This window comes from Streptococcus sp. CF7_Ac1-8, assembly GCF_024295435.1.
Lineage (GTDB): Bacteria > Bacillota > Bacilli > Lactobacillales > Streptococcaceae > Streptococcus > Streptococcus mitis_AP.
In genome coordinates, this window is record NZ_JANCPI010000003.1 from 127418 (window position 1) to 152900 (window position 25483).

A 25483-nucleotide genomic window follows, 5' to 3' on the forward strand; every position below is an offset into this window, starting at 1 on the left:
GAGCTTGTTCTTGAAACTGGGCTCTGCTATAATGATTTGTGTAAAGGACGTGAGGGGGGCAGTATTAGACAACTCAAGTTCCTAAAAAAGAAATTGGAGATCAAAATGAAAAAATTATTGGGGATTGTATTTTTAGTAGCAGCAGCGATAGTATTGTATTTTGCTTCTGTTGGATGGCCAAGTTTGAATGTTAACCTTTGGTCATTGATTCCAGTAGGCTTGTTCCTCTTTTTCACTCTAGAGAATCTTTTGAAAAAAGACTACAAGGCTAGTCTGATGTGTTTGATTATTGCCTTTATTATTGCCAATGCAATTTTGGAACTTTTGCCAATTTCAAGTGGTTTGGTAATTGGAGCAGGTGTTCTAGCTTGCATTGGTATTGGATTTATCTTTCCTGATAAAGAAGGAAAATAATACTCTTCGAAAATCTCTTCAAACTAAGTCAGCTTCGCCTTGCCGTACTCGAGTACTGTCTGTGGCTAGCTTCCTAGTTTTCTTTTTGATTTTCATTGAGTATAAGAATTATTAAAAAAGATATAAAGAAAAAACACTTCAATCACTGTATTTAGTTTGATTGAGGTGTTTTCGATTTAGTTTTTTATTTCTGAGCCATCAATTCAACAATCATCTCGATATACATGACAAGGGTCACTAAGAATCCTGCACGCCAGAAGAATTTGATGAATTTAGGATAGTAAAAGCTGCGTTTTTTCAGAAGGAAGAAAAAAACGAGAATAATGGCTAGGAGTGAGAGGGCTAGGCCTAGTCTAGGGAGGAAATTATGGGTAAAGGTTTTAGCTGTGATTAGGTAATACTCAAATACCAAGACTGGAAAAGCCAAATCCGCAAAGTTTCGTCCTAGTTTTTTTAATCTAAAAAGTTTGGTTATGATAATGCAGACTACTAAAGTCAGTATCAATAATAAAATAGATGCTAATTTCATTAAAATCATATCCATATTGTATCATAAAAAATCGCTAATGGAAACGAGAAACAGAGGAATTTATAGGAAAGTCAGGCTTTTGAGATTGTGGGTGATTTTTGTTATAATGAAAGTTATGAAATCTTATAATACCTTGAATGATTATTATCGAAAACTCTTTGGAGAAAAGACCTTTAAAGTCCCTATTGATGCGGGGTTTGACTGTCCCAATCGTGATGGAACGGTGGCTCATGGAGGCTGTACTTTTTGTACGGTTTCAGGTTCTGGAGATGCTATCGTAGCACCGGATGCGCCTATCCGTGAGCAATTTTATAAGGAAATTGACTTTATGCATCGTAAGTGGCCAGATGTGCAGAAGTATCTGGTTTATTTTCAAAATTTTACCAACACCCATGAAAAGGTGGAAGTCATTCGAGAGCGCTATGAGCAGGCTATCAATGAGCCAGGTGTAGTAGGAATCAATATCGGAACGCGCCCAGACTGTCTACCAGACGAAACCATTGAATATTTGGCTGAGTTATCGGAGCGCATGCATGTGACGGTTGAATTGGGCTTGCAGACCACTTATGAGGCAACCTCTGATCTGATTAACCGTGCCCACTCCTATGAATTGTACGTGGAGACGGTCAAGCGTTTGAGAAAATATCCCAAGATTGAGATTGTTTCTCATTTGATCAACGGACTTCCTGGTGAAACCCATGAGATGATGATTGAAAATGTCCGCCGTTGTATCACGGATAACGATATTCAAGGGATTAAACTGCACTTGCTTCACCTGATGACCAATACTCGTATGCAACGGGACTACCACGAGGGACGTTTGCAACTGATGAGTCAGGACGAATATGTCAAGGTCATCTGTGACCAACTGGAAATCATTCCCAAGCATATTGTCATCCATCGAATCACAGGAGATGCACCTAGGGATATGCTGATTGGGCCTATGTGGAGCCTCAATAAGTGGGAAGTGCTCAACAGCATTGAGATGGAGATGCGACGTCGTGGAAGTATTCAAGGATGCAAGGCTGTAAAACAGGAGTTTGAAAATGAAAAGACCACTTGAGATGGCACATGATTTTTTGGCTGAGGTAGTGACAAAAGAGGATATCGTAGTGGATGCGACCATGGGAAATGGTCATGACACGCTTTTTCTAGCCAAGCTAGCTAAGCAAGTCTATGCCTTTGATATTCAGGAGCAAGCCTTGGAAAAGACCCAAGAGCGTTTGAACCAAGCAGGAATGACAAATGCCCAGTTAATCTTGCAAGGTCATGAGACACTGGACCAGTTTGTGACAGAAGCCAAGGCAGGGATTTTCAATCTGGGCTATCTGCCGTCAGCTGATAAGTCTGTCATCACCCAACCTCAGACAACGATTGAAGCATTAGAAAAGCTGTGTCATTTGCTTGTCAAAGGGGGACGGATTGCTATCATGATCTACTATGGTCATGAAGGAGGCGACCTCGAGAGGGATGCTGTCTTGGATTTTGTCAGTCAGTTGAACCAACAAGAGTACACAGCTGCTATTTACCGAACTTTAAACCAAGTCAACAACCCACCATTTTTAGTAATGATTGAAAAATTAGAGAGATATAGACATGGATAAACAATACCTACGTGAAAAGCTGGATGCCATGCGCCAGAATTTTGTTGAGTCAACCCACCACGAACGAGCGGTGGGAGTGCTAGACCAAGCACACATGAGCAAAAAAATGCTTAAAATCAAGAAAAAATTAGTTGCTCTTGAGATGGAACGGTGCCAGAGAAAAATTGAGCACAAAGATTGTTCCAAGATTGATCAAAAAATCAAAGAGCAGAAGGAGATATTTGAATCCTGTTGTAAAAAAAATTAAGGAGGAAGTCCGTGGAATTACTGATTTACCTTATCCTATTTTTACTGGTCTTGATTGTCTCAAGTACAACCAATAAGCTCCTGCCCTTTTTGCCTCTCCCTTTGGTGCAGATTCTTTTGGGAATCGTGATTGGTCTTTTTTTACCCAATACCGACTTTCACCTCAATACGGAGTTGTTTTTGGCACTGGTTATCGGGCCCTTGCTTTTCCGAGAGTCGGAGGAAGCAGATATTACGGCTATTTTAAAACACTGGCGAATCATTGTTTATCTCATATTTCCAGTGATTTTCATCTCGACCCTGAGTTTGGGTGGCTTGTCCCATCTTCTTTGGCTCAGTCTTCCCTTGGCGGCTTGCTTGGCTGTTGGGGCGGCACTTGGCCCTACGGACTTGGTAGCCTTTGCCTCTCTTTCGGAGCGGTTTAGCTTTCCTAAGCGCGTGTCCAATATCCTTAAGGGTGAAGGACTCTTGAATGATGCTTCTGGCTTGGTTGCCTTTCAGGTAGCCTTGACAGTTTGGACAACTGGGGCCTTTTCCCTTGGGCAAGCGAGTAGTTCGCTCATCTTTTCAATCCTAGGCGGTTTTTTGATTGGCTTTTTAACAGCCATGACCAACCGTTTCCTCCATAGTTTCTTACTTAGTGTACGAGCAACGGATATTGCCAGCGAACTTTTATTAGAATTGAGTTTGCCCTTGGTAACCTTCTTCCTGGCAGAAGAAGTCCACGTTTCAGGGATTATTGCCGTTGTAGTTGCTGGGATTTTAAAGGCAAGCCGTTTTAAGAAAATTACGCTCCTTGAAGCCCAGGTGGATACGGTGACCGAGACGGTCTGGCATACAGTGAATTTTATGCTAAACGGTTCTGTCTTTGTGATTTTAGGGATGGAGTTGGAAATGATAGCAGAACCTATCTTGACCAATCCAATCTATAATCCCTTACTTTTATTGGTATCTCTTATAGCCCTTACCTTTGTCCTCTTTGCCATTCGTTTTGTCATGATCTATGGATACTATGCCTATAGGACTCGACGCCTCAAAAAAAAGTTAAATAAGTATATGAAGGATATGCTTCTCTTGACCTTCTCAGGTGTCAAGGGAACAGTGTCGATTGCTACGATTCTTCTGATACCAAGTGATTTAGAACAGGAATATCCTCTCTTGCTATTCCTTGTCGCAGGTGTGACGCTTGTAAGCTTTTTAACAGGTCTCTTGGTCTTGCCTCATCTTTCTGATGAACAGGAAGAAAGCAAGGACCATCTCATGCATATCGCTATTTTGAATGAGGTAACGCTAGAGTTGGAAAAAGAGTTGGAAGACACCAGAAATAAACTTCCTCTCTATGCGGCTATTGACAATTATCATGGACGTATTGAAAATCTGATCCTGAGTCAAGAAAATAAGGGGGCTCAAGAAGACTGGGAGGCCTTGAAGCTTCTTATCCTCAGTATTGAAAGTGATGGTTTAGAACAAGCCTACGAAGAAGGAAAGATGAGTGAGCGTGCTTATCGAGTCTACCAACGTTATTTGAAAAGCATGGAACAAGGTATCAATCGCAAGTTTGCTTCACGATTGACCTATTATTTCCTTGTTTCCTTGCGGATTTTACGTTTTCTCCTCCACGAAGTCTTTACTCTTGGCAAGACATTCCGCAGTTGGAAAAATGAAGAATCACAGAAACTCAGAGCTCTTGACTATGATCAAATTGCAGAGCTCTATCTAGAAAATACAGAGATGATTATCGAAAGTTTGGAGAACCTAAAAGGGGTTTATAAGAGTTCTTTGATCAGCTTCATGCAGGATTCTCGTCTTCGTGAAACAGCTATTATCACTAGTGGTGCCTTTGTCGAACGGGTTATCAATCGTGTTAAACCAAACAATATCGATGAGATGCTGAGAGGTTATTATCTGGAGCGCAAGATGATTTTTGAATATGAAGAAAAACGGTTAATTACGACCAAATATGCTAAGAAGTTACGACAAAATGTCAATAACTTAGAGAACTATTCCTTGAAGGAAGCTGCCAATACCCTACCTTATGATATGATGGAATTGGTAAGAAGAAATTAATCAAGATTATAAGTGAAGGAGTGTGACATGAAAAAGTGGTGGAAAGAGCTGATAGACAAGCCTTTATTAAAAGCCTTTTTGCATTATTATCAAGCATCAGATAGTGAGTTGACCAGTGTCGCAGTAGCCTACTATTGGTTGATCTCGATATTTCCCCTACTTTTGGTGGTGGTCAATATCCTCCCTTATTTTCAGATTCCAGTTTCCAATTTTTTAAAGGTTGTCAATGAATTTTTGCCCGATACCATGTATGATGTGGTGGCAAAGATTATTACAGAAGTGCTGACCCAACCTTCAACGGGCTTATTGAGTTTTGCGGTTTTGTCAGCCCTATGGACCTTTTCAAAATCCATGAATTTCCTACAGAAAGCCTTTAATAAAGCTTACGGAGTAGCTAAGAGTAGAGGTTTAATTTACCAGCAATTGATGAGTTTACTAGTCAGTTTTGGCTTGCAAATCCTTTTTGCCTTAGCTCTCTTTCTCAGTGTCTTTGGTCGCATGCTTCTCAACCTTATCAAAAGCTACTGGAAATCGGATAGTCCTCTCTTTGATTATCTGCAAGATCTAACAGGCCCCTTGGTCTATGCCTTGATTTTTGCAATCTTGGTCGTGCTCTACTATTTCCTGCCCAATGTTAAGGTACGACGGATTCGCTATGTGTTGCCAGGTAGTATCTTTGTCTTGTTGACCCTGGTCTTACTGCTCAATATATTTTCAGTCTATGTCAACAATTATGTCAATCACCTAGTGGACGTGCGCTTTTTCAGTTCCGTCGTCGTGGTGGTCATGATGTTTTGGTTTATTCTTATCGCTAAGATTTTAATTGTCGGTGCGGTTATCAATGCCAGTGTCCAGAGTTTGAAAGATCCGAGCTTTAGAAAAGACTAATTCCTTATCCACTACAAAACGCATACTATCAGGCTTTATAAAACCTTGATAATATGCGCTTTTTTGATTATGAAAATTAATAGATAAACATGGCATCGCCAAAACTAAAGAAGCGGTAGTGTTCTTGAATGGCATGGTGGTAGGCATCTAAGACTAATTCACGGCCTGCAAAGGCAGAAACCAACATAACCAGAGTTGATTTTGGCAGGTGGAAGTTGGTTGAGAAGGCATCCACGACCTGCCATTTATAGCCAGGTTTGATAAAGATATTGGTCCAGCCAGAATCTGCTTGGATTTGCCCCTCAAACTTGGAACCAATAGTCTCCAAGGTGCGGATAGAAGTGGTTCCGACAGCAATAACACGACCACCATTTTTCTTAACAGAGCGAAGAGTGGCAGCCGATTCTTCAGAAAGTTGGTAGAATTCTGAGTGCATTTCGTGTTCTTCCAGATTATCCACAGAAACAGGTCTAAAGGTTCCGAGTCCGACATGAAGAGTCAGATAGACTAGATGAACACCCTTAGCTTGGATTTCTGCCAGTAGTTCTTTGGTGAAGTGAAGACCAGCAGTCGGTGCAGCAGCAGAGCCGCTTTCCTTGGCGTAGACCGTTTGATAGCGTTCACGGTCATCCAATTTTTCGTGGATATAAGGTGGTAGCGGCATTTCTCCCAGACTTTCCAAGACTTCTAGGAAAATTCCTTGGTATTCAAAGCGGACAATGCGGCCCCCGTGAGTCAATTCTTCCGTAACGATAGCGCTGAGACGGCCATCACCAAAGTTGACACGAGTACCGACCTTGAGGCGTTTGGCAGGTTTAGCCAGAACTTCCCACTCATCACCACTAATGTTTTTGAGTAGGAGCAGTTCCACATGACCTCCAGTTTCTTCCTTTTGACCATAGAGGCGGGCAGGGAGAACGCGGGTATCGTTCATGACAAGAGCATCACCAGGTTCCAGCATATCAATAATAGAGTGGAAGTGTTTATCCTGCATTTCTCCCGTCTCACGATTGACGATAAGGAGTTTAGAGGCATCTCGTTTTTCAAGGGGTGTTTGGGCAATCAATTCCTCAGGCAAGTGGAAATCAAAATCAGCTGTATTCATATTTCTGTTCATTCTTTCTAAGTTCTAATCTTATCCATTATAACATGTTTCAAGTATAGTCGCTCTTTTTTTGAAAATTAAATCGTTTTCACTTGACAAAAATTGGTCTATACCATATAATAAATATAGACAGAAATGGAGGATGAAAAGATGAAAGTTATTAAAGTTGAAAACCAAATCGAAGGTGGAAAAGTTGCTTTTGAGATTTTGAAGGAAAAATTGGCCAATGGAGCTCAAACCCTAGGACTTGCGACAGGAAGCAGCCCACTTGAATTTTACAAGGAAATTGTTGAGAGTGACCTTGATTTTTCAAATCTAACCAGTGTCAACCTTGATGAGTATGTAGGGCTAGATGGGGACAACCCACAGTCTTATCGTTACTTCATGCAAGAAAACTTGTTCAACCAAAAACCATTTAAAGAAAGTTTTTTGCCTCGTGGTGTTAAGGATCATGCTGAAGCTGAAGTTGAACGCTACAATCAAATTTTGGCTGACCATCCTGTTGATTTACAAATCTTGGGAATTGGTCGCAATGGACATATTGGATTTAATGAACCTGGTACTCCTTTTGACAGTCAAACGCATCTAGTTGAACTGGACCAGTCTACTATTGAAGCCAATGCGCGCTTCTTTGACAAGATTGAAGACGTCCCAACCCAAGCTATTTCAATGGGGATTAAAAACATTTTGGATGCCAAGTCTATTATTCTCTTTGCTTACGGTGAGTCGAAAGCAGAAGCCATTGCCGGAACAGTATCTGGCCCAGTGACTGAGAACCTACCTGCAAGTAGCCTCCAAAATCACTCTGATGTAACCATCATCGCAGATGCTGAAGCGCTTAGCTTACTCGAAAAATAAAAAAGCAATGTTCTATTGAACGCTTTCAACTCTTGTATAAATGGAAGAAAAAATGGTAAATTCCCAAACTAAGTTCCACCGCTAATCCAAGTGGAAGTTAGTCTGATAAAAATCCTAAAAACCAGTGGAAATCCGTGTCAGGGTAAGTTCCACTGGTTTTAATCATGCTTGATTTCATCGCTTTTGTAAGCAAAATGATTAGAATAAGTTGCCCGATAGCTTTGAAGGTTTCACCGCGCTCTAAGCCCAATTGGATATCATTGCGGTCTGAAAGGGTAAGGTGTTTATGTTTTGTCATAGTAGACCTCATTTCTAACTCAAACGTCTCAGACTTAATTCCACCATAAAAATCCGTTTTAGACTAATTTCCACTTCGGTTAGGTAAGTGGAAGTTACTTTGAGAAGTTATGCATAAACCGTATCATATCAAGCTAAGTTCACAATGTTTGATTTATAAAATGAAAAGGAGTATAATGAGTTAAGTCAGTCTAAAATATGCATAAATATTTTAGGGGGGGCTTTTTATTTGTCCTTCCATTGTATATTAACCGATAATTATCGGAAAAGGAGCAAAATGATATATGTTTTATAAAGGTAATGAAGATAGAGAAAAGCGCTTGCGGTTTTCGATTCGTAAGGTTAGTTTTGGTGCTGCTAGTGTTGCAGTAGCAGCCTTGTTCATGTTTCCAGGAAATGGGACAGTGTCTGCCACAGAGCAAGGTGTAACTCCAACTAATGAGGGAAGACAAGGCTCGCCACTGAAAGACCCAGATGTCCAGAATGGAACCTACGGGGCGACTCCAGTAGTCAATCAGTTGGATGGAAATTCTGGTAGCAGTGAGACTACTGCTCCGAAAGGTCAAGAAGAAACATCTACTACTGCGACTCCAGCGCCAGTAGTATCATCTCCTGCTTCAGTAACAGAAGAAGCAGAAGAAAAAGCTACACCTGATCTGGATAAAAAACAGCTGGAAGATTACGTAGCAGAAATTGATGCTAAATTAGCCTCAGGTAGCTATGCGACTAAGACAGATGAAAGTGTCGCAACCCTTAAAGAACATTTAGAATTAGCAAAACTTGCCCTAACAACAGCCAAAAGTCAAGACGAGTTAACAAAAGCTTACAGAAAACTTCTTATGACAGCTAGCAGCGGTTTACGTAATAAGCCTAAAGCGCAAGTGGAAAGTCCTAAACTAGATACCACAGAAGGAAAAGCGACTGTCGGTAAGAAAGCAAGCACTACTGATAAAGCTACAGGAACCAACTCTATCGCAAACTCAGGACAACATGATCCACGTAATGGACAAGCCCTAGACAGAAACAACCCATTCCGAACAGATGGGACAACGACAGATACTGATCCAGATGCGAATCAAACGTATACATTGCCGGGAGATAGTGCCAATCTTAAAGAAGTTGCGAATAGTTTAATAAATTTACCAACAAAAATAACTAATGAAACAAAGATAACTTCTATTAACGAAGTTGGTGCACTACAAAAGATAGCTCCTGGAGAAGTTAAAGATATTAATGAGTTCGGTGGTTGGAAAGCCACTAGTGGAGGAGTCTTTGCTATTGCAAGAAGAACAGACAAAGGAGTATTTCCTATTGAAACTGTAAACACAGTATTGGTTCAGAATGGACCGTATCGGACATGGTTAAATGAGAGTACTTTTGATCGTTCTAAAGATTATGCCTTATTTTTAGCAGAGGTTAGAACAAAAGCTACTGAAGAAGAAGCTGTAGATGATGGCAGTGTATATGTGGCAGAAAGGCATTACGCGAATAAAGGAATAGGGCTTGCTAAATTTAAAGGGATTGAAAAAACATTCAAAGCTTATTCTAAGTCTACTGGATCTGATGTTATTGTTTCTTTTAAAACAGGATTTACAGGAGATATTGATGGTAAGAAAGCAAAATATAGAGTAGAAGTATTCGCAAAAGATGAGTCCGGTACTACTAGAACAATATACGATCAAATATTTAGCCCTAATGAAAATAGAGAGGATGAAACTAAAAAAGTAGTTGCACCTATCATTGGAAGAGATCAATATTTCGATACGAATAGGGCTTCACTACCTACTAGAGAAACATTAAATGAAAAATTAGAACAAGATCCTAATAAAAGAAGATTGGGTACTAGTACGGGAACATTTACAAGTAAAGGAATAGTCTTGGAACCTAATGTTACGGAGTACACTGTTCGTATAAGCCCGGGAGATAATGCAAATCTAGGAATGGGATATCAAGTTCCATGGAAGCAATATGCCTTACCTATTTCAGGACTAGGGTTTACTCTTGAGCAAGATACAAGTAGGGTTGCTAAAGCACTTTTACAAAGAGTTTACAATAAGTTAAAAGAAACAGAAGAAAAAGATACCAAAGGAAAAACAGAAGCAACTATCAATGACTATAGAACACAATTAGAAAATGTTAATAAATTATTGACAGGAGATTTAAAGAAAACTCAAGACTATAAAGATATCGTAACGACTGTGTTAGCGGCTCAACAAGCGTTAAGAACTGATAAATCAAAATTAGATACTGCAAATACTAAATTATTAAATTTAATAAATGAAAATCCAGATCCAAGAATCGGTAAGACACTAACTTCTATAACCTCTTATGATTTTGCAAAAACAGAAGCAATCAATGCTCAAACAGAGGCACAAAAAATATTAAATCAAGATAATCCGGATCCAGATGTAGTAGCTACTATTGCAAGTGAATTAAATGAAAAATTAGCAGAATTAAAAATAGCAAGAGCTGAATTAGTAGATAAAGCAACAGAAGAGCAAAAAACAAAATTAGAAGCAGATGCTGGAAAACTAACAAAAGCAAGTACAGAAGGTAAAACTCAAGATAGTATTACTGCCTATAATGAAAAATATGCTCAACTAGCAACAGAGTTAGAAGCGGCAAAAAACAAAGCAACAGCGATCAAAGAAGCTGGGGACAATGCAAGTGAACACGAGGCATTAAAAGCGCAAGCGGCAGTTGATGGAGTATTAGCAAAACTAGAAGCAGCCAAAGCAGTGTTAGTGGACAAAGCGACAGATGATCAAGTATCAGAGTTACGAAAAGCAGACGTATCATTAACACCAGCATCAGCAAGTACATTTGAAACAGCAAAAACTCCGGCAAGTATTGCAGCGTACAAAAAAGCAGTAGAAGCGATTCAAACAGATTTAACAGAAGCGAAAGCTACAGCAGCAGATTTAGTGAGAAAAGCAGAACAAAATAATGCGACACAAGCAGATGCAACATCAGCAATCGCAAAAGTGGATAAATTAAAAGTTGAATTAGCAAAAGCCAATGCACTACTAAAAGACAAAGCGAATACTAGCGACTTAGCAACAGCTAAAGATGCATTAAAAGAATTAGCGAAAGTAGAAAACGCAACCGATGGCAAAACAACTTCTACAGCAGCAGCGTATACAGCAGCTAAACAAGCAGCGGATGCCGCAGTAGCAAAAGCCGAGGGATTAATGGCAAATCCCAATGTAACACCAGAAGAAGTTGCAGAAGCATTAACAGAAGTAAAAGCTAGGAAAGACGAGTTAGAAAAAGCCAAAGTAGCGTTAGTAGATAAAGCAACAGAAGAGCAAAAAACAAAATTAGAAGCAGATGCTGGAAAACTAACAAAAGCAAGTACAGAAGGTAAAACTCAAGATAGTATTACTGCCTATAATGAAAAATATGCTCAACTAGCAACAGAGTTAGAAGCGGCAAAAACTGAAGCTGAAAAAGTTTTAGCAAAAGAAAATAATGCGACTAAAGAAGAAGTTACAGCAGCACAAGCAAAAGTAGATGCAGTAAAAGCAGAATTAGATAAAGCTGTAGAATTGTTAAAGGATCTTGACAGAGAAGCTGCTAAAAAAGAAATTGCTGATGCTGCTAAAACAGCGACGGATGCTATTGAAGCTAGTACAAGCTTCACGCCAGAACAAAAGGCAGAAGAAAAAGTCAAAGTAGCTAAAGAAGCAACAGATGCAACAGATGCCATTGATAAAGCGACAACTGAAGCTGAACTAGATAAAGCTTTACGTACATTCCTATACCAAATGGATCAAGATTCATTAGTTTATGAACGACCATCTTTTGACCTTGAAGCATTCATTCAATCATCTATTACTGGAGTAGTAACAGTTGAACGTGGAAAAGCAATTCATCAAGCTGATATCATTGCTAAACTAAACTTACCAGAGAGTATTACGGTCATTAGCATAGATTTACCGGATACAAATACATTAGGTGACAAGTTTGCTAAAGTAATGTTAAGATTAGCAGATGGAAAAGAAATAACTGTAAAAGTACCGGTTAGAGTTGTTGCTTCACAAAGTGGGGAGTCTAAACCAGAAACTTCTCTTCCAGATTATGGCAGAAATAACGGATCAACTAACACTGATGCAAAAGTGGATAAAGCGAAGTTAGAAGGTGCTATTCGTCAATTAGATGAACTAATCATCCAAGAATCAGCTAAGCTTGATGCAGAAACTGCAAAAGAAGCGAATGCATTATCAGCAGATGCTAAGAAAGTATTTGCTAATGCAGACACAAGTCAAGCAGAAGTGGATGCAATGATTAAACGTATCGAAGACTTCATGGCGAAAGTTGCTCTATCAACTGATCATGCAACTCCAACTAACGACCAAGCTGCTCAAACACCAGCTGTAGCTCCAACTACTACTCAAGCAGCAGTTAACGCTGGTCACATAGCATCAGCACAAGCAAGTGTGCGTACAGTCGCTAAAGAATTGCCAAACACAGGTACAGTAGATTCTGTAGTATCTATGGTAGTAGCGGCCGCAAGTGCATTACTTGGTCTTGGTCTTGCAGGCCGTCGTCGTAAAGAAGACGAAGAAGCTTAATTGGTAGATTGTTTGATAAACATCAGATGATAATACTCAATGAAAATCAAATAGCAAACTAGGAAGCTAGCCACAGGCTACTCAAAACAGTGTTTTGAGGTTACAGATAGAACTGACGAAGTCAGTAACATATACCTACGGCAAGGCGAAGCTGACGTGGTTTGAAGAGATTTTCGAAGAGTATAAGTCCGATTTTCAAAGCTTAAACAAGTACCTCTCATAAGAAATCTCCTAGTAGGAAGGCGCTACAACCAAAGAAATCCTCTGATATCTTCTTTTAGACATATGATCTATCCCTTTAATGAGTGATCATATTCTCGATAAAAATAAGTACTGAATCCTGTTTCATCAATATAAACAGGTGCTAAGCGCTTTCAACTCTTGTATAAATGGCAGAAAAAATCAAAATTAAATCGCATTTTTGCTTGACAATTATTCCTTTTACGTGTAGAATAAAATAGATATTGAACTTGAAGGGAGTGAAAAAAATGTCTAAAACAGTAGTACGTAAGAATGAATCTCTTGACGACGCACTTCGTCGTTTCAAACGTGCGGTTACTAAAGCTGGTACTCTTCAAGAAACACGCAAACGTGAATTCTATGAAAAACCTTCTGTAAAACGTAAACGTAAATCAGAAGCAGCTCGTAAACGTAAAAAATTCTAATTAGAACTGAAAGGCTAGAGAAATCTAGTCTTTTTCTTTTAAATAAATACTACAAAGCCTGCAAAAATCTGAAATATCCTCCTACAATTTGATATAATAGAGAGAAGAACTCATTTGAAGGAGGAAATGATGTCGGTTTTAGTAAAAGAAGTGATTGAAAAGCTTAGACTAGACATTGTCTATGGCGAACCAGAATTACTTGAAAAGGAAATTAATACCGCGGACATTACGCGACCTGGTCTTGAAATGACAGGATATTTTGACTACTACACGCCAGAGCGAATCCAGCTCTTGGGAATGAAGGAGTGGTCCTATCTTGTTTCGATGTCCTCTCACAATCGTTACCAAGTCTTGAAAAAAATGTTTCTACCTGAGACACCTGCGGTCATTGTTGCTCGAGGTTTGGTGGTTCCCGAGGAGATGCTAAAGGCAGCCAGAGAATGTAAGATTGCTATTTTAACCAGTCGTACAGCTACTAGTCGTTTGTCTGGAGAGCTATCTAGTTATCTGGATTCTCGTTTGGCAGAACGTACCAGTGTGCACGGTGTCTTGATGGACATCTATGGGATGGGTGTCTTGATTCAGGGAGATAGCGGTATCGGTAAGAGTGAGACAGGTTTAGAGCTTGTAAAACGTGGTCACCGCTTGGTAGCTGATGACCGTGTCGATATCTTTGCCAAGGATGAGATTACTCTTTGGGGTGAACCAGCTGAAATCTTGAAACACTTGATTGAAATTCGTGGGGTTGGGATTATCGATGTTATGAGCCTCTACGGTGCGAGTGCGGTCAAGGATTCTTCACAAGTCCAGCTGGCTGTTTACTTGGAAAATTACGATACGCATAAGACTTTTGATCGTCTGGGAAACAATGCAGAGGAAATAGAAATTTCTGGCGTAGGCATTCCTCGTATCCGAATTCCAGTTAAAACAGGTCGGAATATCTCTGTCGTCATTGAGGCTGCTGCCATGAACTATCGTGCCAAGGAAATGGGCTTTGATGCGACGCGTTTATTCGAAGAACGTTTGACAAATCTCATTGCTCAGAACGAGGTGCCTAATGCTTGATCCAATTGCTATTCATCTAGGCCCTCTAGCTATCCGATGGTATGCCTTGTGTATTGTGACAGGCTTGATTCTTGCGGTTTATTTGACCATGAAAGAAGCGCCTAGAAAGAAAATTATACCAGACGATATTTTAGATTTTATCTTGATAGCCTTTCCTTTGGCTATTTTAGGAGCTCGTCTCTACTATGTTATTTTCCGTTTTGATTACTATAGTCAGAATTTGGGAGAAATTTTTGCCATTTGGAATGGTGGTTTGGCCATTTACGGTGGTTTGATAACTGGTGCCCTTGTACTCTATATCTTTGCTGATCGTAAACTCATCAATACTTGGGATTTTCTAGACATTGCGGCGCCTAGCGTCATGATTGCCCAAAGTTTGGGTCGCTGGGGTAATTTCTTTAACCAAGAAGCCTATGGTGCAACAGTGGATAATCTGGATTATCTACCTGGCTTTATACGTGACCAGATGTATATTGAGGGGAGCTACCGTCAGCCGACCTTCCTTTATGAGTCTTTATGGAATCTACTTGGATTTGCCTTGATTTTGGTATTCAGACGGAAATGGAAGAGTCTCAGACGAGGTCATATCACTGCTTTCTACTTGATTTGGTATGGTTTCGGTCGAATGGTCATCGAAGGCATGCGGACAGATAGCCTTATGTTCTTTGGTCTTCGAGTGTCTCAATGGCTATCAGTTGTCCTTATCGGTCTCGGTATTTTTATCATTCTATATCAAAATCGAAAGAAGGCCCCTTACTATGTTACAGAGGAGGAAAATTAAATGTTAGAAGTTGCATATATTCTTGTAGCCATTGCTTTGATTGTCTTTTTGGTCTATCTGATTATCACGGTACAAAAGCTTGGTCGTGTTATTGATGAAACAGAGAAGACGATTAAAACCTTAACTTCAGATGTGGATGTGACCTTACATCATACCAATGAATTGCTATCTAAGGTCAATGTCTTGGCAGATGATATCAATGTCAAGGTGGCAACGATTGATCCACTCTTTAGCGCTGTTGCAGATTTATCTCTATCTGTTTCAGACCTCAATGATCATGCGCGTGTCTTGAGCAAGAAAGCTTCATCGGCTGGTTCAAAAACACTTAAGACTGGTGCAAGTTTGTCAGCTCTACGTGTCGCAAGTAAATTTTTCAAAAAATAAAAAAGGAGAATTCTTATGGGTAAACTATCCTCAATCCTTTTAGGAACCGTTTCAGGTGCAGCTCTTGCCTTGTTTTTAACAAGTGACAAGGGCAAGCAAGTTTGCAGTCAGGCTCAAGATTTTCTAGATGATTTGAGAGAAGATCCTGAGTATGCCAAGGAGCAGGTCTGTGAAAAACTGACAGAAGTTAAGGATCAGGCTACAGATTTTGTTCTGAAAACCAAAGAACAGGTTGAGTCAGGTGAAATCACTGTGGACAGTGTACTTGCTCAAGCCAAATCATGTGCCCGTCAAGCGACAGAAGCATCAAAAAATCGATTCAATAATCTCAAGGAGCAATGGCAAGAAAAGGCCGAAACTCTTGAGGAATCAGAAGAGATTGTGATTGATATCAAAGAAGAAAAAATCTAGATTTGACGAGACTGGGCAAAAACTCAATTCTAGGAAAAAATGAAGTAAATCTTCTCACAATAAAACACATAGTATCAAGTTTTTTCAATACTTGATACTATGTGTTTTTTGATTTTAAAGGCTTTTTGACAAACCTTTTTTAAAACATATGAGTGTTATGAATTTTTATGGTATAATGGCAGTGTTAGAAGTGAAATATTTACATTTTTTTATATTTTACTGATATTTTAGTAATATTAAGCAATCCATTTTCTATGATTAGAAATCAATGCGATAGTTTAGGACAAAGTAGAGGAAAAGCTCTAAAATTTTAGTCAAGAAACGGTTTAGTATTTTGTCAATGTAAAATATTAGAATCCTCTATTTTGTAAAAAATAGCTAGAAAGAAAGTTGGTAAAATGAAAGATATTTTTAATAAACGTCAACGTTTTTCGATTCGAAAATTTTCTGTTGGAGTGGCTTCTGTATTAATAGGAATTGCCTTGTTTACACCATCTCAGGGAGTGCTTGCTTCTACGGGAAATAATTTGGCAACAGAGATAGGAGTTAATTCTGAAAGGGAGAATTCGACCCCTACTGTGGAGAAAAAACAAGAGGCTCAAAATTCACCAGAAAATCGAGATGATCTTTCCAGTCCAGCCCCCAAAGATACCCCAATCGAATCTACAAGGACTACAGGACTTGAGACATCTGGGGATAAGGAAAATAATAGCTTGACCACAAGGGATTTCGTGGCGGGTGAAGACAGATCAAGCACTCCAGCGGTGAGAGCAGCATCAAATCCTTCCGAGGTTAAAAAGTATGAATTAACTGATGAGTATGCTAAGCAAATAAAAGCAGGAGTAATCGGTTCAGAAGGCAATAAGCTTGATAGTTTGTTATTAAACGGCCCTCAGTTAAGTCCAGAAGCCTATACAGATGATGATTACTTGAAGGATAAAGAAGAACTTTATATTTATGAAAAAGACGGGAAAAAGTATGTAGGCTACAATAGTCATCCTATGTTAGAAGATACTGATGGTGATGGTATTATTGACAGTAACGAAAAGCCAGATGAAAAATTAAAATGGAATGTAAGTGAGCGCGATATGATTATGTTCATGGAATTGTCCTACCGTGATGATAATTATATTGATAGAGTGCTGGATCATAAGAAACCTTTAACAGAGTCAGAGTTATATAAAAAGAATGGTGACCGTAAACCACGTTATGAATATATGATGATGAATAAGGAATTAGGACCTTATTGGGAGAGGAAGAAAAGTTATCATACCTCCAGTGGACTAGATGCTGTGTTGTATGAGACGAAGAGTGATTTCTTATATTTACCAAATGGAACTGCACAAGTATTAGCCTTTCGTGGAACAAGTGATGTGAAAGATATTAAAGCAGATATCACTCTGGGAACTGGAAGAAATCCTCAACAGGGGATAGATGCAGAAAATATCATGCGCGAACTAGCTAAAGATAAGAGCATTACCAATCTTTATTTAACAGGACATTCTTTAGGAGGATATTTAGTACAACGGGCAATGGTTGAAGCCTATGAGTTGGCATATTCTGACAGCAGAGTCATGTCTCCTAAAGAACAGTTGGCTTATAGAAACTTTTATAATAATGTATTAAAAAAAGGAACAACATTTAATGCCCCAAAAGTAGTGACGAGTTTGGTTTCTGGTCGTGAATTTTGGCAAAAAGGTTTAGATAGCAAAAAAATAGCTAAGTCTGGTAAAATGACTCATTATATTGTTGATAATGATTCGACGATAAGAAAAGGTGTCAGCAATGATAGTGATGTTGTTATAAATGTTGGACGAACCAGTGGAGGTCATAGTTCACGTTCTTATTTTGAAGCCGATATGATTAATAGACGATCAGAGTTTATATCTGGGAAACGAATTTCTTTAGATGGGACAGGTTATCAAGATAAAAAAATAACAACAGTTAAATCTGTAGAAAAAGTTGGAGAAACTGCTGTATATAGTAAACGCGGAGATGACATCATTAAGTCAACAACTGTTAGTATGAAAGACCCAGATACAGGTCAGATTACAAAAAATACACTTGATGAAGTGTTCGAGAAAGATGGAGCCAAGGCTAAAGTTGTCGCTACGTCAATACAGCCAAGTATTCGTTACGAGAAAGACGCTACAAGAGCCAAAGGTGAAGTAAAAATCACAGTAGCTGGTATTTCAGGCACTAGAACAGTAACCACAACCTATACAGTTAATGCTACAGATGGCAGCCTTATTCCACATGAAGGTCAACCAGTTATCAAACCTTCAACTCCTACAGTGGTCAAAGTGCCAGCTAAGGATGAGGTTGAATACCTCAAAGAAGTCGATGATATTGTTAAGAATACTACAACTTACGCAGTCAATCCAAACACAGGTGTCCTTACCCCAACAGAGAAAAAGGAAGTGTTCAAGAAAGATGGAGCCAAGGCTAAGGTTGTCGTTATGCCAATAGAGCCAAGTATTCGTTACGAGAAAGACGCCACAAGAGCCAAAGGTGAAGTAAAAATCACATCAGCTGGTACGTTAGGAACAAGTACAGTAACCACCACCTACACGGTTAATCCTACAGATGGTAGCCTCATTCCACATGAAGAACCGGCAGTAGTAGTTCCATCAAAACCGACAGTGGTCAAAGTTCCAGCTAAGGATGAGGTTGAATACCTCAAAGAAGTCGATGATGTTGCTAAGAAGACTACAATTTACGAAGTGAATGAAAGTACAGGAGACCTTATTCCAACCGTTAGGCAAGACATTGTCAGTCCAAATGGCGTCAAATCCAAAGTCGTAACCAAAATAATTCCGGTAACAACACGGTATGAAGCAGATAAAACCAAAGATGTAGGAAATACTACGGTTACTAATAATGGATCTGAAGGTAAGATAGTAACAACAACATCAACACTTGTTAATGAAACTAACGGTACAGTAACGGATGGGACACCGGTTGTTAGTAGAACAGAAATGGTACCAAAAGTCGTTAAAGTTGGTGCCAAAGACAAAGTCTTAGAAACTCCTATTGAACCAGAAGTGGAATACATTAAAGATGTTGAAAAAGACTTCGGTACACAAGATCAGCGTACTGAGGGTGAAAAAGGTAAAGCAGTCACTACAACCACTTACGATGTAGATCCAAAGGACGGTCATATCACAGAACACCTTGGTAATCCAGTCGTCACCCCGGCAGGTAAGACAATCGTTAAAGTAGGAGCAAAAACTAAGGTTGAACGCTCTAAAGATCCTGAAGGTCGTGAAGTTATCAACACTACAACTTATGAAGTTGATCCAAAAACGGGTAAGGTAACTCCTATAACAGTTCGAACTGATGGGAAATCGAAAGAAGCAAAAGTAGAGTTAGAACAAGATCCTAAGACAGGTGATGATACAGCAACACCGAAGACACAAGATGGCTCAATATACGCACCAGGAACTAAGGTAGAAGTCCCAGACGAAGATGGTAAAGGTAAAGTACCAAATAGTGATCTACCAGATGTAGAAAAACCAGGTACAGGTACGATTACTGAGCCAGGTAAACCATCTTTGGAAGTTCCTAATGTAACAATGTTTGAAAATGGTGTATTACCGGATTCAATTGAATTACCAGAGATAATGATTGAGGTTCGTTGGATTGGTGAAGATGGAAATGTATTGAAACCATCCCTTAAGACAGGCAATGAAAAGGATGCGGAACATGGATCAATTTCAGGATATGAATTTGTACGAACTGTGATTGATGAAAATGAACCAGTAATGACTCACATTTTCAGAAAAGCAAGTGGAAGTACAAATCCAAATACAATTCCAGCAACTCTACCTAAAGTAACAATTTTTGAAAATGGTGTATTACCAGATTCAATTGAGTTGCCAGAGCTAATGATTGAGGTTCGATGGATTGATGAAGATGGAAATGTATTGAAACCATCCCTTAAGACAGGCAATGAAAAGGATTCGGAACATGGATCAATTTCAGGATATGAATTTGTACGAACTGTGATTGATGAAAATGAACCAGTAATGACCCACATTTTCAGAAAAGCAAGTGGAAGTACAAATCCAAATACAATTCCAGTAAACCCAGTCACACCTGATACTAATGGAAATACTGGTCCCGATACATCTGCGCTAACAACTCCAATTCCAGTTGCGCCAGTCACAGCTGATGCTAATGGAAATCCTGGTCAAGATACAGCTGCACCAACAACTTCAACTCCAATTCCAGATTCAGTTACTCCGAATGCAAAACATGAAAATACTACAGATACTATTGATAACGGAGCTAAGTCAAATGAATTTCAAAATGTACTACCAAATACAGGAACGGAATTAAATGCGACTCTTGCCTCTCTAGGACTTCTTGGACTATTGAGTGGATTTGGACTTGTAGTTCGCAAGAAAAAAGAAGACTAAAAATTTAGTAAAAAGATGAACTGTTCATTGTTAAGTGGACAATGAAATATTAAACAACGGCCTTGTTCCTCATTTTAAGAGGTACAAGGCCGTTGTTGTATTTTTTGAAAAGTAGATTCTATGGTATGTTGAAATAAGATGTGAATAAATCGATTAGGTAAGAAGACTAATTTCTAGAAATATTTTAGTGGTTCCGATATACTATTCTAGTTTCAATCTGCTATAGATGAGTCATCTGTTACTATTAAATTTTCTAGATGATTGTTTTTACTATTAAAAATGACGGTGAATTATCTGACATGATAAGTGGTTACAGATTTATTTTAAAGCTAGAGATTTGATTATGTTGATACATATAACATAATAACATTTTATAAATAATTAAATATTTTATCCCTTGTTTTATGTAATAAATCGGTTTTGACTTGTTTAAATATATTAAAAATGGTATAATCGAGTTGTGATAGCTGTGATAGCTGTGATAGCTGTGATAGCTGTGATGTTATTTGCTAATAGCAATCATCATAGTGATTTTTGTAGCTTAACTCTTTTTAAGGAGTTGAAGTTATAAAGATTGCTTTTTAATTATATTGTCCTTAGGAGGAGAAATGGAACACAAATCGAATTCATATAAAGTAAATCGACAGCAACGTGAAAAAGTTTTGCGCTATTCTATTCGAAAGTATAGTTTTGGTGCAGCTTCAGTTGCTGTAGCAGCGCTGATGTTTTTGGGTGCGCGCGTTGCGAGTGCGGATAGTGTAAGCGAAAATACTGCACCATCTGCTGCAGGTGTAGTAAGCCCTAAAGATGAGCCTAAGTCGCCTCAAGGTATTGCGGAACCTACTGAAAATAAAGTAGATGCAGGAAAAAATTCTTCAGAAAATCAAGCGCTTACAAGTGCTGTGAATGACGCGCCTACAGTCGATAAAGCCAAGTTGAAAAAAGTAGTTGAAGAATTAAATTCTCTTCTTTCAACTAAATTAAACCTTGACGATTCAGTAGTCTCACCTGTTAAAGACAGACTTCAAAAAGGGAAAGAGGCCCTAGAAAATTCTGAGCTAGCTCAAAAGGATATTGATGAGCTTGTAGAACTCTTGTCTAAAGATGTGACAGTGGTATCAGTTGCTGCTAAAGAAGCAACTGAGGTTCAAGTAGATAAAAAAGTTGATAAACAAGTAGATAAAACTGAGAAACCAGTTGAAAACCTAGCTAACCAATCTTCTCCTGAAGTAAGCGCAAGTGAAGAGAGTCAAGCTGTTTCAGCTAAAAAAGATTCTTTGAAAGTATCTGTAGATCAATTGCAGGCAGCTGTTTTGGAAGTGCCTGAGCATGAGACAAGCAAAGAAGTTCTTGAAAAAGCCAATGAACTATTAGGGGTGGCTCAAGGAGTCCTTGAAAATACAACAGTTTCTCTGAACGAAGTTGAAGAAATGACAAAACGTGTGAAGAGAATGTTTAACTCTGTTAAAAACGCTAGCTTGCGTCTGACTTCAGGTGCTCGTGACTCACGTAATGGTCAAAGCATGGGAGAAGGAACACAATTTAGAGCGGGTACGGAAATTAATTCAGGAGCATTGAAAAATATTAAATACTACGCATCTGTTGATCCAAGTACCAATGGAGGAAACGGAACAAGAAATGATGATCCAGATTTTACTGAAAATAAAACTGTAATTAAAGCATTTTACCAAGAGGATTCTGAGGGTAAATGGATAGTATATGATGTATTTTTCAATAATGATGGAAGAAAGATGACTGATAAGTCATATGGGCAACACTATTATTTCCAACCACCGTTTAATATAATGGATCCAGAAAATATAGTAAAAGATTTAAGTTTTACTCGATATCGTAAAAATGGTGGAACAAGACTTTCTGATGGATTCCAAGGGTTTGAACAATATGGAAATTCAGCAGAAATAACTAATCCTTGGACTCAAAAACAACGAATTTTCAATGGAGATAAAAGAACTTTTTATGATCCAAACTCGGGAGTAGCGCGAGAAAATCAAAAACCTCAAGTATTTAAAAATAATGCTAATGATCCAATTTTAAATGAGATTGTTAGAAAGAAAGATGGTAATTATACAGGAGGGGTTACATATAATCTTGGTATTGAAGCTCGTAAAGAAAGTACAGATTATGCAGTTCATATGCATGCAAAAGTCAAATTAAAGAATGATGTAACTGAAAATGAAGCTAACACATACGGTAGAGTTTTTGCTGCTTCTGTTACATCTGGGCCTACTACTAATCAATCATATATTGTAGGTGCTAGAGGAACTAGTTTAAAACCTAAGGATACAATTCCACCTACAATTACTGCTAATGATTCAATTGTTACAAAAAATGAAAAAATTGTAGATATTCCAGTAACAGCTGTAGATAATACAGGTGGAGTCGGAATGCGTCCAAACAGTCCGATTGAAGTAACTGGATTACCACAAGGATTAACATTTACGAATGGTAAAATTACTGGAACACCGACAGGACCTGTAGGAGATAGTACAGTAACGATTAAAGCCTATGATAAAAATGGAAATAAGGCTGAAAAAACAATTACAATTACAGTAAAAGATCAAGCGTCTAAATACAGTCCGACAGGAGAAACGCTAACAGTTAACCAAGGTCAAACGATTTCAGATGATGCAGTAAAAGCAAAAGTGAAAAATTATGGCCCAGGAACATTAACAGTTGTAAGCAAACCATCAACAGCAAAAGCAGGAAACGTTGGGAATGCGGTAGTGAAAGTAACATACCCAGATGGATCGTCTGAGAATGTAAATGTACCAGTTACAGTACTAGAAGCACCAGATACACAACCTCCAACATTAGCTATTACACCAGCTAACCAAACAGTAGTAGAAGGTGAAACAGTAACATTCACATTAACAGCAAAAGATAATAAAGTTGTTAAAATAGACGGTACTGATTTCACTACAAAATATGGTAACAGACTTCTGTCTGGTAAAGCAACAAATACTAATGTAAAAATTACTGATACTGAAAAAGTAACTAAAATTACTATTACTACAAGTAAAGAGGATGTCGGTAAAACAAATACGATTACTTTCAATGCTAGTGACAATGCTGGTAATAAAGCTAAGCCAGTAACTTTCACATTCAATGTAACACCACGTGATACTCAAAAACCAGAAGCAACGTTAAATGGTGTTCGTTTGACAGAAAATGCCAATACACCTATATTTACTGTGTACCGAGGAGCGACATTTAACCCAGAACTAAAAGTATGGGATAATTCTGGTGTGATTTCTAAAGTAGAAGTTAAGGGAGGACTTCCAAAAGGAGTAACTGCTTCTACATTTACAGCACAAACAGGTAAAACTGAAAAAACTCCATATGCAACGCGTTTATCTTCAGGTACTGTATTGAATACTGAAACTTTAGGAGAACATGAAGCAACTCTACATGTTGAAGGAAGTAGTGCTACTGATAGTCGTGATTTGAAATTCAAATATCGTGTAGTGGATATTGAAACAAGAAATCTAGAAAACGGTATCGCAAAAGTACCAGTAGCTTCAACATTGAATGTAGCCAATAGTGGTAAAAACATTGATGCCCATAGATATCTTAAAGTTGTAGATAGTGAAGATAAAGCAGATCGTGGAAATAATTATTTACCAAGTGGTATGACCTGGACATGGAAACAAGGTGATAAATTAGATCCAGGAACAACACTAGATAACTCAGGGAAATATACTCGAAACGCAACAGCAGTATTCCCAGATACTAGCAAAAATTCTATTACGGATGTAAATAGTACAACTAGAACAACATTTGCACCTGCAGAAATCAAGCGTCAAGTAGTGTTGGCAGTAACACCAACAGTACCTAGTATAGTAGGTAATGAGGATGGTAGTGTAACAATAACACCACCAACACGCCCTAATAGTACTAATCCTCAGGATATTGATACAATTACCCTTACTTATGTACCAACAGGTAAGACTACACCAGAAACTGTAATAGTTACAAAATCAGGAAATACTTGGACAGCAACCGTAAATGGTAAAACAACGGATAAAGTATCAGTAACACCTGCAGGAGTTGTAACAATTTCTGATGCTGAAGTTGCAGATAAAACAGAAGTAACTGCAAAAGTTTCTAAGAGAATTGATAATAATCTTACTCTTGAGAGTCCTGTAGCTAGAGGGACAGCAAATGGACCTTTGGCAGCTGAGGTTACACCACCAGCACCAGTTACGGAAAAAGCACCAATTACACCAGTAACAGTAGTAACACCAAACAAACCAGGCTCAACAATCACTACAGAAACACCAGTCAATGGTTTAACAGTAGATGGCGATGGTAACTTAACTGGAACACCAACTGTTACAGACTGGGGTAAAGATGAAGAAGAACGTAAGATCATCATCCCAGTTAAAGTGAAGAAGGGCAACGAAGAAGTTGTTGTGAATGTACCAGTTACAATTCAACGCGATACAGATGGAGACGGTATCCCAGATAAAGTAGATCCAGATGATGACAACGATGGAATTCCAGATGAGGAAGAAATCACAAATGGAACAGATCCAAAAGTAGCGAATGGATTAACAGGAACAGTAACAGGAAAAACTGTACCAGAAAAAACACCAGTACCAGCAAATACTAAGGTAGTAACACCAAACAAACCAGGCACAACGATTACAGTAGATAATCCAGTAAATGGTTTAACAGTAGATAACGGTGGAAATCTAGTAGGAACACCAACAGTAACAGATTGGGGACCAAAAGAAGAAGAACGTACAGTAGAGATTCCAGTTAAACTGAAGCGTGGAACAGAAGAAGTTGTAGTCAAAGTTCCAGTTAAAATTCAACGTGATACAGATGGAGACGGTATTCCAGATGTGACCGATCCAGATGATGACAACGATGGAATTCCAGACAAGGATGAAGAGAACAATGGAACAGATCCTAAGACACCAACAACTCAAACTCCTACAATCGAAATTACTCAACAACCAAATGGAAATGCGATTGTAACGCCTAAGAAACCAGATGGAACAACATATCCACCAGGAACTAAGGTAGAAATCCCAGGAGAAGATGGAACAACAATCACAGTAACAATTGGTGACAATGGTTCAGGTGAAGTACCAAATGACAAACTTCCTAAGAAAGATGTCCCAGGTACAGGAACAGTAACCGAACCT

General features: G+C 38.7%; 16 protein-coding genes and 2 pseudogenes. 15 read left to right on the forward strand and 3 right to left on the reverse strand.

The genetic code is table 11. The features are described 5' to 3' along the window. The first annotated feature begins 105 nt into the window (after positions 1 to 105). A complete protein-coding gene (locus NMM26_RS02650) occupies positions 106 to 414 on the forward strand; it encodes a hypothetical protein (RefSeq protein ID WP_254754248.1) in 309 nt (102 codons plus the stop codon). A gap of 184 nt (positions 415 to 598) precedes the next feature. On the opposite strand, the gene NMM26_RS02655 is transcribed toward NMM26_RS02650, so the two are convergent. Further along, positions 599 to 958 carry a DUF3397 family protein gene (locus NMM26_RS02655; RefSeq protein ID WP_000367214.1) on the reverse strand — a complete coding sequence of 120 codons (360 nt, stop codon included), beginning with the start codon at positions 956 to 958 and terminating at the stop codon, positions 599 to 601. 91 nt (positions 959 to 1049) lie between these two features. On the opposite strand from NMM26_RS02655, the gene NMM26_RS02660 reads away from it, so the two are divergent. Genes NMM26_RS02660 through NMM26_RS02680 form a run of 5 tightly spaced genes read left to right on the forward strand, consistent with a single transcriptional unit; the run spans position 1050 to position 5748 of the window. Next, entirely contained in the window at positions 1050 to 2006 is a 957-nt protein-coding gene (locus NMM26_RS02660) for a TIGR01212 family radical SAM protein (protein WP_000867028.1), read from the forward strand. Continuing rightward, positions 1990 to 2547 carry a class I SAM-dependent methyltransferase gene (locus NMM26_RS02665; protein WP_000828425.1) on the forward strand — a complete coding sequence of 186 codons (558 nt, stop codon included), beginning with the start codon at positions 1990 to 1992 and terminating at the stop codon, positions 2545 to 2547. Before NMM26_RS02660 ends, NMM26_RS02665 begins: the two co-directional genes overlap by 17 nt. Next, complete coding sequence (locus tag NMM26_RS02670; protein WP_020902458.1) at positions 2540 to 2794, forward strand: hypothetical protein; 255 nt, start codon at positions 2540 to 2542, stop codon at positions 2792 to 2794. Before NMM26_RS02665 ends, NMM26_RS02670 begins: the two co-directional genes overlap by 8 nt. An 11-nt stretch (positions 2795 to 2805) precedes the next feature. After that, positions 2806 to 4860, forward strand: coding sequence for a sodium:proton antiporter (locus NMM26_RS02675; protein ID WP_254754249.1), 2055 nt, complete (start codon positions 2806 to 2808; stop codon positions 4858 to 4860). Between the two features lie 27 nt (positions 4861 to 4887). Continuing rightward, entirely contained in the window at positions 4888 to 5748 is an 861-nt protein-coding gene (locus tag NMM26_RS02680) for a YihY/virulence factor BrkB family protein (RefSeq protein WP_000759508.1), read from the forward strand. Between the two features lie 76 nt (positions 5749 to 5824). Here NMM26_RS02680 and queA read toward each other — a convergent pair whose 3' ends face one another. Next, positions 5825 to 6853, reverse strand: a complete 1029-nt coding sequence (queA, locus tag NMM26_RS02685) for a tRNA preQ1(34) S-adenosylmethionine ribosyltransferase-isomerase QueA (RefSeq protein WP_001090133.1) — start codon at positions 6851 to 6853, stop codon at positions 5825 to 5827. 150 nt (positions 6854 to 7003) lie between these two features. Between queA and NMM26_RS02690 the strand changes: the two genes are divergently transcribed. Further along, positions 7004 to 7711 (forward strand): glucosamine-6-phosphate deaminase, encoded by a 708-nt coding sequence (locus NMM26_RS02690; RefSeq protein WP_000864590.1) that lies wholly within the window; start codon positions 7004 to 7006, stop codon positions 7709 to 7711. A 199-nt stretch (positions 7712 to 7910) separates the two neighbouring features. Here the strand turns inward: NMM26_RS02690 and NMM26_RS02695 are convergent. Then, positions 7911 to 8009 (reverse strand): annotated as a pseudogene (locus NMM26_RS02695) (helix-turn-helix domain-containing protein); the annotation flags it as partial. A gap of 283 nt (positions 8010 to 8292) precedes the next feature. On the opposite strand from NMM26_RS02695, the gene NMM26_RS02700 reads away from it, so the two are divergent. From NMM26_RS02700 to NMM26_RS02735, 8 genes and pseudogenes are all read left to right on the forward strand, one after another. Further along, a complete protein-coding gene (locus NMM26_RS02700) occupies positions 8293 to 12582 on the forward strand; it encodes a YSIRK-type signal peptide-containing protein (protein ID WP_254754250.1) in 4290 nt (1429 codons plus the stop codon). Between the two features lie 488 nt (positions 12583 to 13070). Further along, positions 13071 to 13247 carry a 30S ribosomal protein S21 gene (gene rpsU, locus NMM26_RS02705; RefSeq protein ID WP_000048054.1) on the forward strand — a complete coding sequence of 59 codons (177 nt, stop codon included), beginning with the start codon at positions 13071 to 13073 and terminating at the stop codon, positions 13245 to 13247. Between the two features lie 129 nt (positions 13248 to 13376). Further along, positions 13377 to 14312 (forward strand): HPr(Ser) kinase/phosphatase, encoded by a 936-nt coding sequence (hprK, locus tag NMM26_RS02710; RefSeq protein WP_000115152.1) that lies wholly within the window; start codon positions 13377 to 13379, stop codon positions 14310 to 14312. After that, on the forward strand, positions 14305 to 15093 hold the full coding sequence (gene lgt / locus NMM26_RS02715) for a prolipoprotein diacylglyceryl transferase (RefSeq protein WP_254754251.1): 789 nt from the start codon (positions 14305 to 14307) through the stop codon (positions 15091 to 15093). The genes hprK and lgt overlap by 8 nt, the downstream gene beginning before the upstream one ends. Continuing rightward, positions 15094 to 15520 (forward strand): annotated as a pseudogene (locus NMM26_RS02720) (DUF948 domain-containing protein). Further along, complete coding sequence (locus NMM26_RS02725) at positions 15493 to 15888, forward strand: YtxH domain-containing protein (RefSeq protein ID WP_254754252.1); 396 nt, start codon at positions 15493 to 15495, stop codon at positions 15886 to 15888. Before NMM26_RS02720 ends, NMM26_RS02725 begins: the two are co-directional and overlap by 28 nt. A 398-nt stretch (positions 15889 to 16286) precedes the next feature. Next, a complete protein-coding gene (locus NMM26_RS02730; RefSeq protein ID WP_254754253.1) occupies positions 16287 to 20309 on the forward strand; it encodes a YSIRK-type signal peptide-containing protein in 4023 nt (1340 codons plus the stop codon). A gap of 608 nt (positions 20310 to 20917) precedes the next feature. Continuing rightward, positions 20918 to 25483, forward strand: a 4566-nt coding sequence (locus NMM26_RS02735) for a YSIRK-type signal peptide-containing protein (protein WP_254754448.1), incomplete at its 3' end; no start/stop codon positions are given.

Bases quoted from the DNA above. Each gene is read 5' to 3' on its own strand.
- NMM26_RS02650 (WP_254754248.1), top strand. From the start codon at position 106: ATGAAAAAATTATTGGGGATTGTATTTTTAGTAGCAGCAGCGATAGTA.
- NMM26_RS02655 (WP_000367214.1), bottom strand. From the start codon at position 958: ATGGATATGATTTTAATGAAATTAGCATCTATTTTATTATTGATACTG.
- NMM26_RS02660 (WP_000867028.1), top strand. From the start codon at position 1,050: ATGAAAGTTATGAAATCTTATAATACCTTGAATGATTATTATCGAAAA.
- NMM26_RS02665 (WP_000828425.1), top strand. From the start codon at position 1,990: ATGAAAAGACCACTTGAGATGGCACATGATTTTTTGGCTGAGGTAGTG.
- NMM26_RS02670 (WP_020902458.1), top strand. From the start codon at position 2,540: ATGGATAAACAATACCTACGTGAAAAGCTGGATGCCATGCGCCAGAAT.
- NMM26_RS02680 (WP_000759508.1), top strand. From the start codon at position 4,888: ATGAAAAAGTGGTGGAAAGAGCTGATAGACAAGCCTTTATTAAAAGCC.
- queA (WP_001090133.1), bottom strand. From the start codon at position 6,853: ATGAATACAGCTGATTTTGATTTCCACTTGCCTGAGGAATTGATTGCC.
- NMM26_RS02690 (WP_000864590.1), top strand. From the start codon at position 7,004: ATGAAAGTTATTAAAGTTGAAAACCAAATCGAAGGTGGAAAAGTTGCT.
- NMM26_RS02700 (WP_254754250.1), top strand. From the start codon at position 8,293: ATGTTTTATAAAGGTAATGAAGATAGAGAAAAGCGCTTGCGGTTTTCG.
- rpsU (WP_000048054.1), top strand. From the start codon at position 13,071: ATGTCTAAAACAGTAGTACGTAAGAATGAATCTCTTGACGACGCACTT.
- hprK (WP_000115152.1), top strand. From the start codon at position 13,377: ATGTCGGTTTTAGTAAAAGAAGTGATTGAAAAGCTTAGACTAGACATT.
- lgt (WP_254754251.1), top strand. From the start codon at position 14,305: ATGCTTGATCCAATTGCTATTCATCTAGGCCCTCTAGCTATCCGATGG.
- NMM26_RS02725 (WP_254754252.1), top strand. From the start codon at position 15,493: ATGGGTAAACTATCCTCAATCCTTTTAGGAACCGTTTCAGGTGCAGCT.
- NMM26_RS02730 (WP_254754253.1), top strand. From the start codon at position 16,287: ATGAAAGATATTTTTAATAAACGTCAACGTTTTTCGATTCGAAAATTT.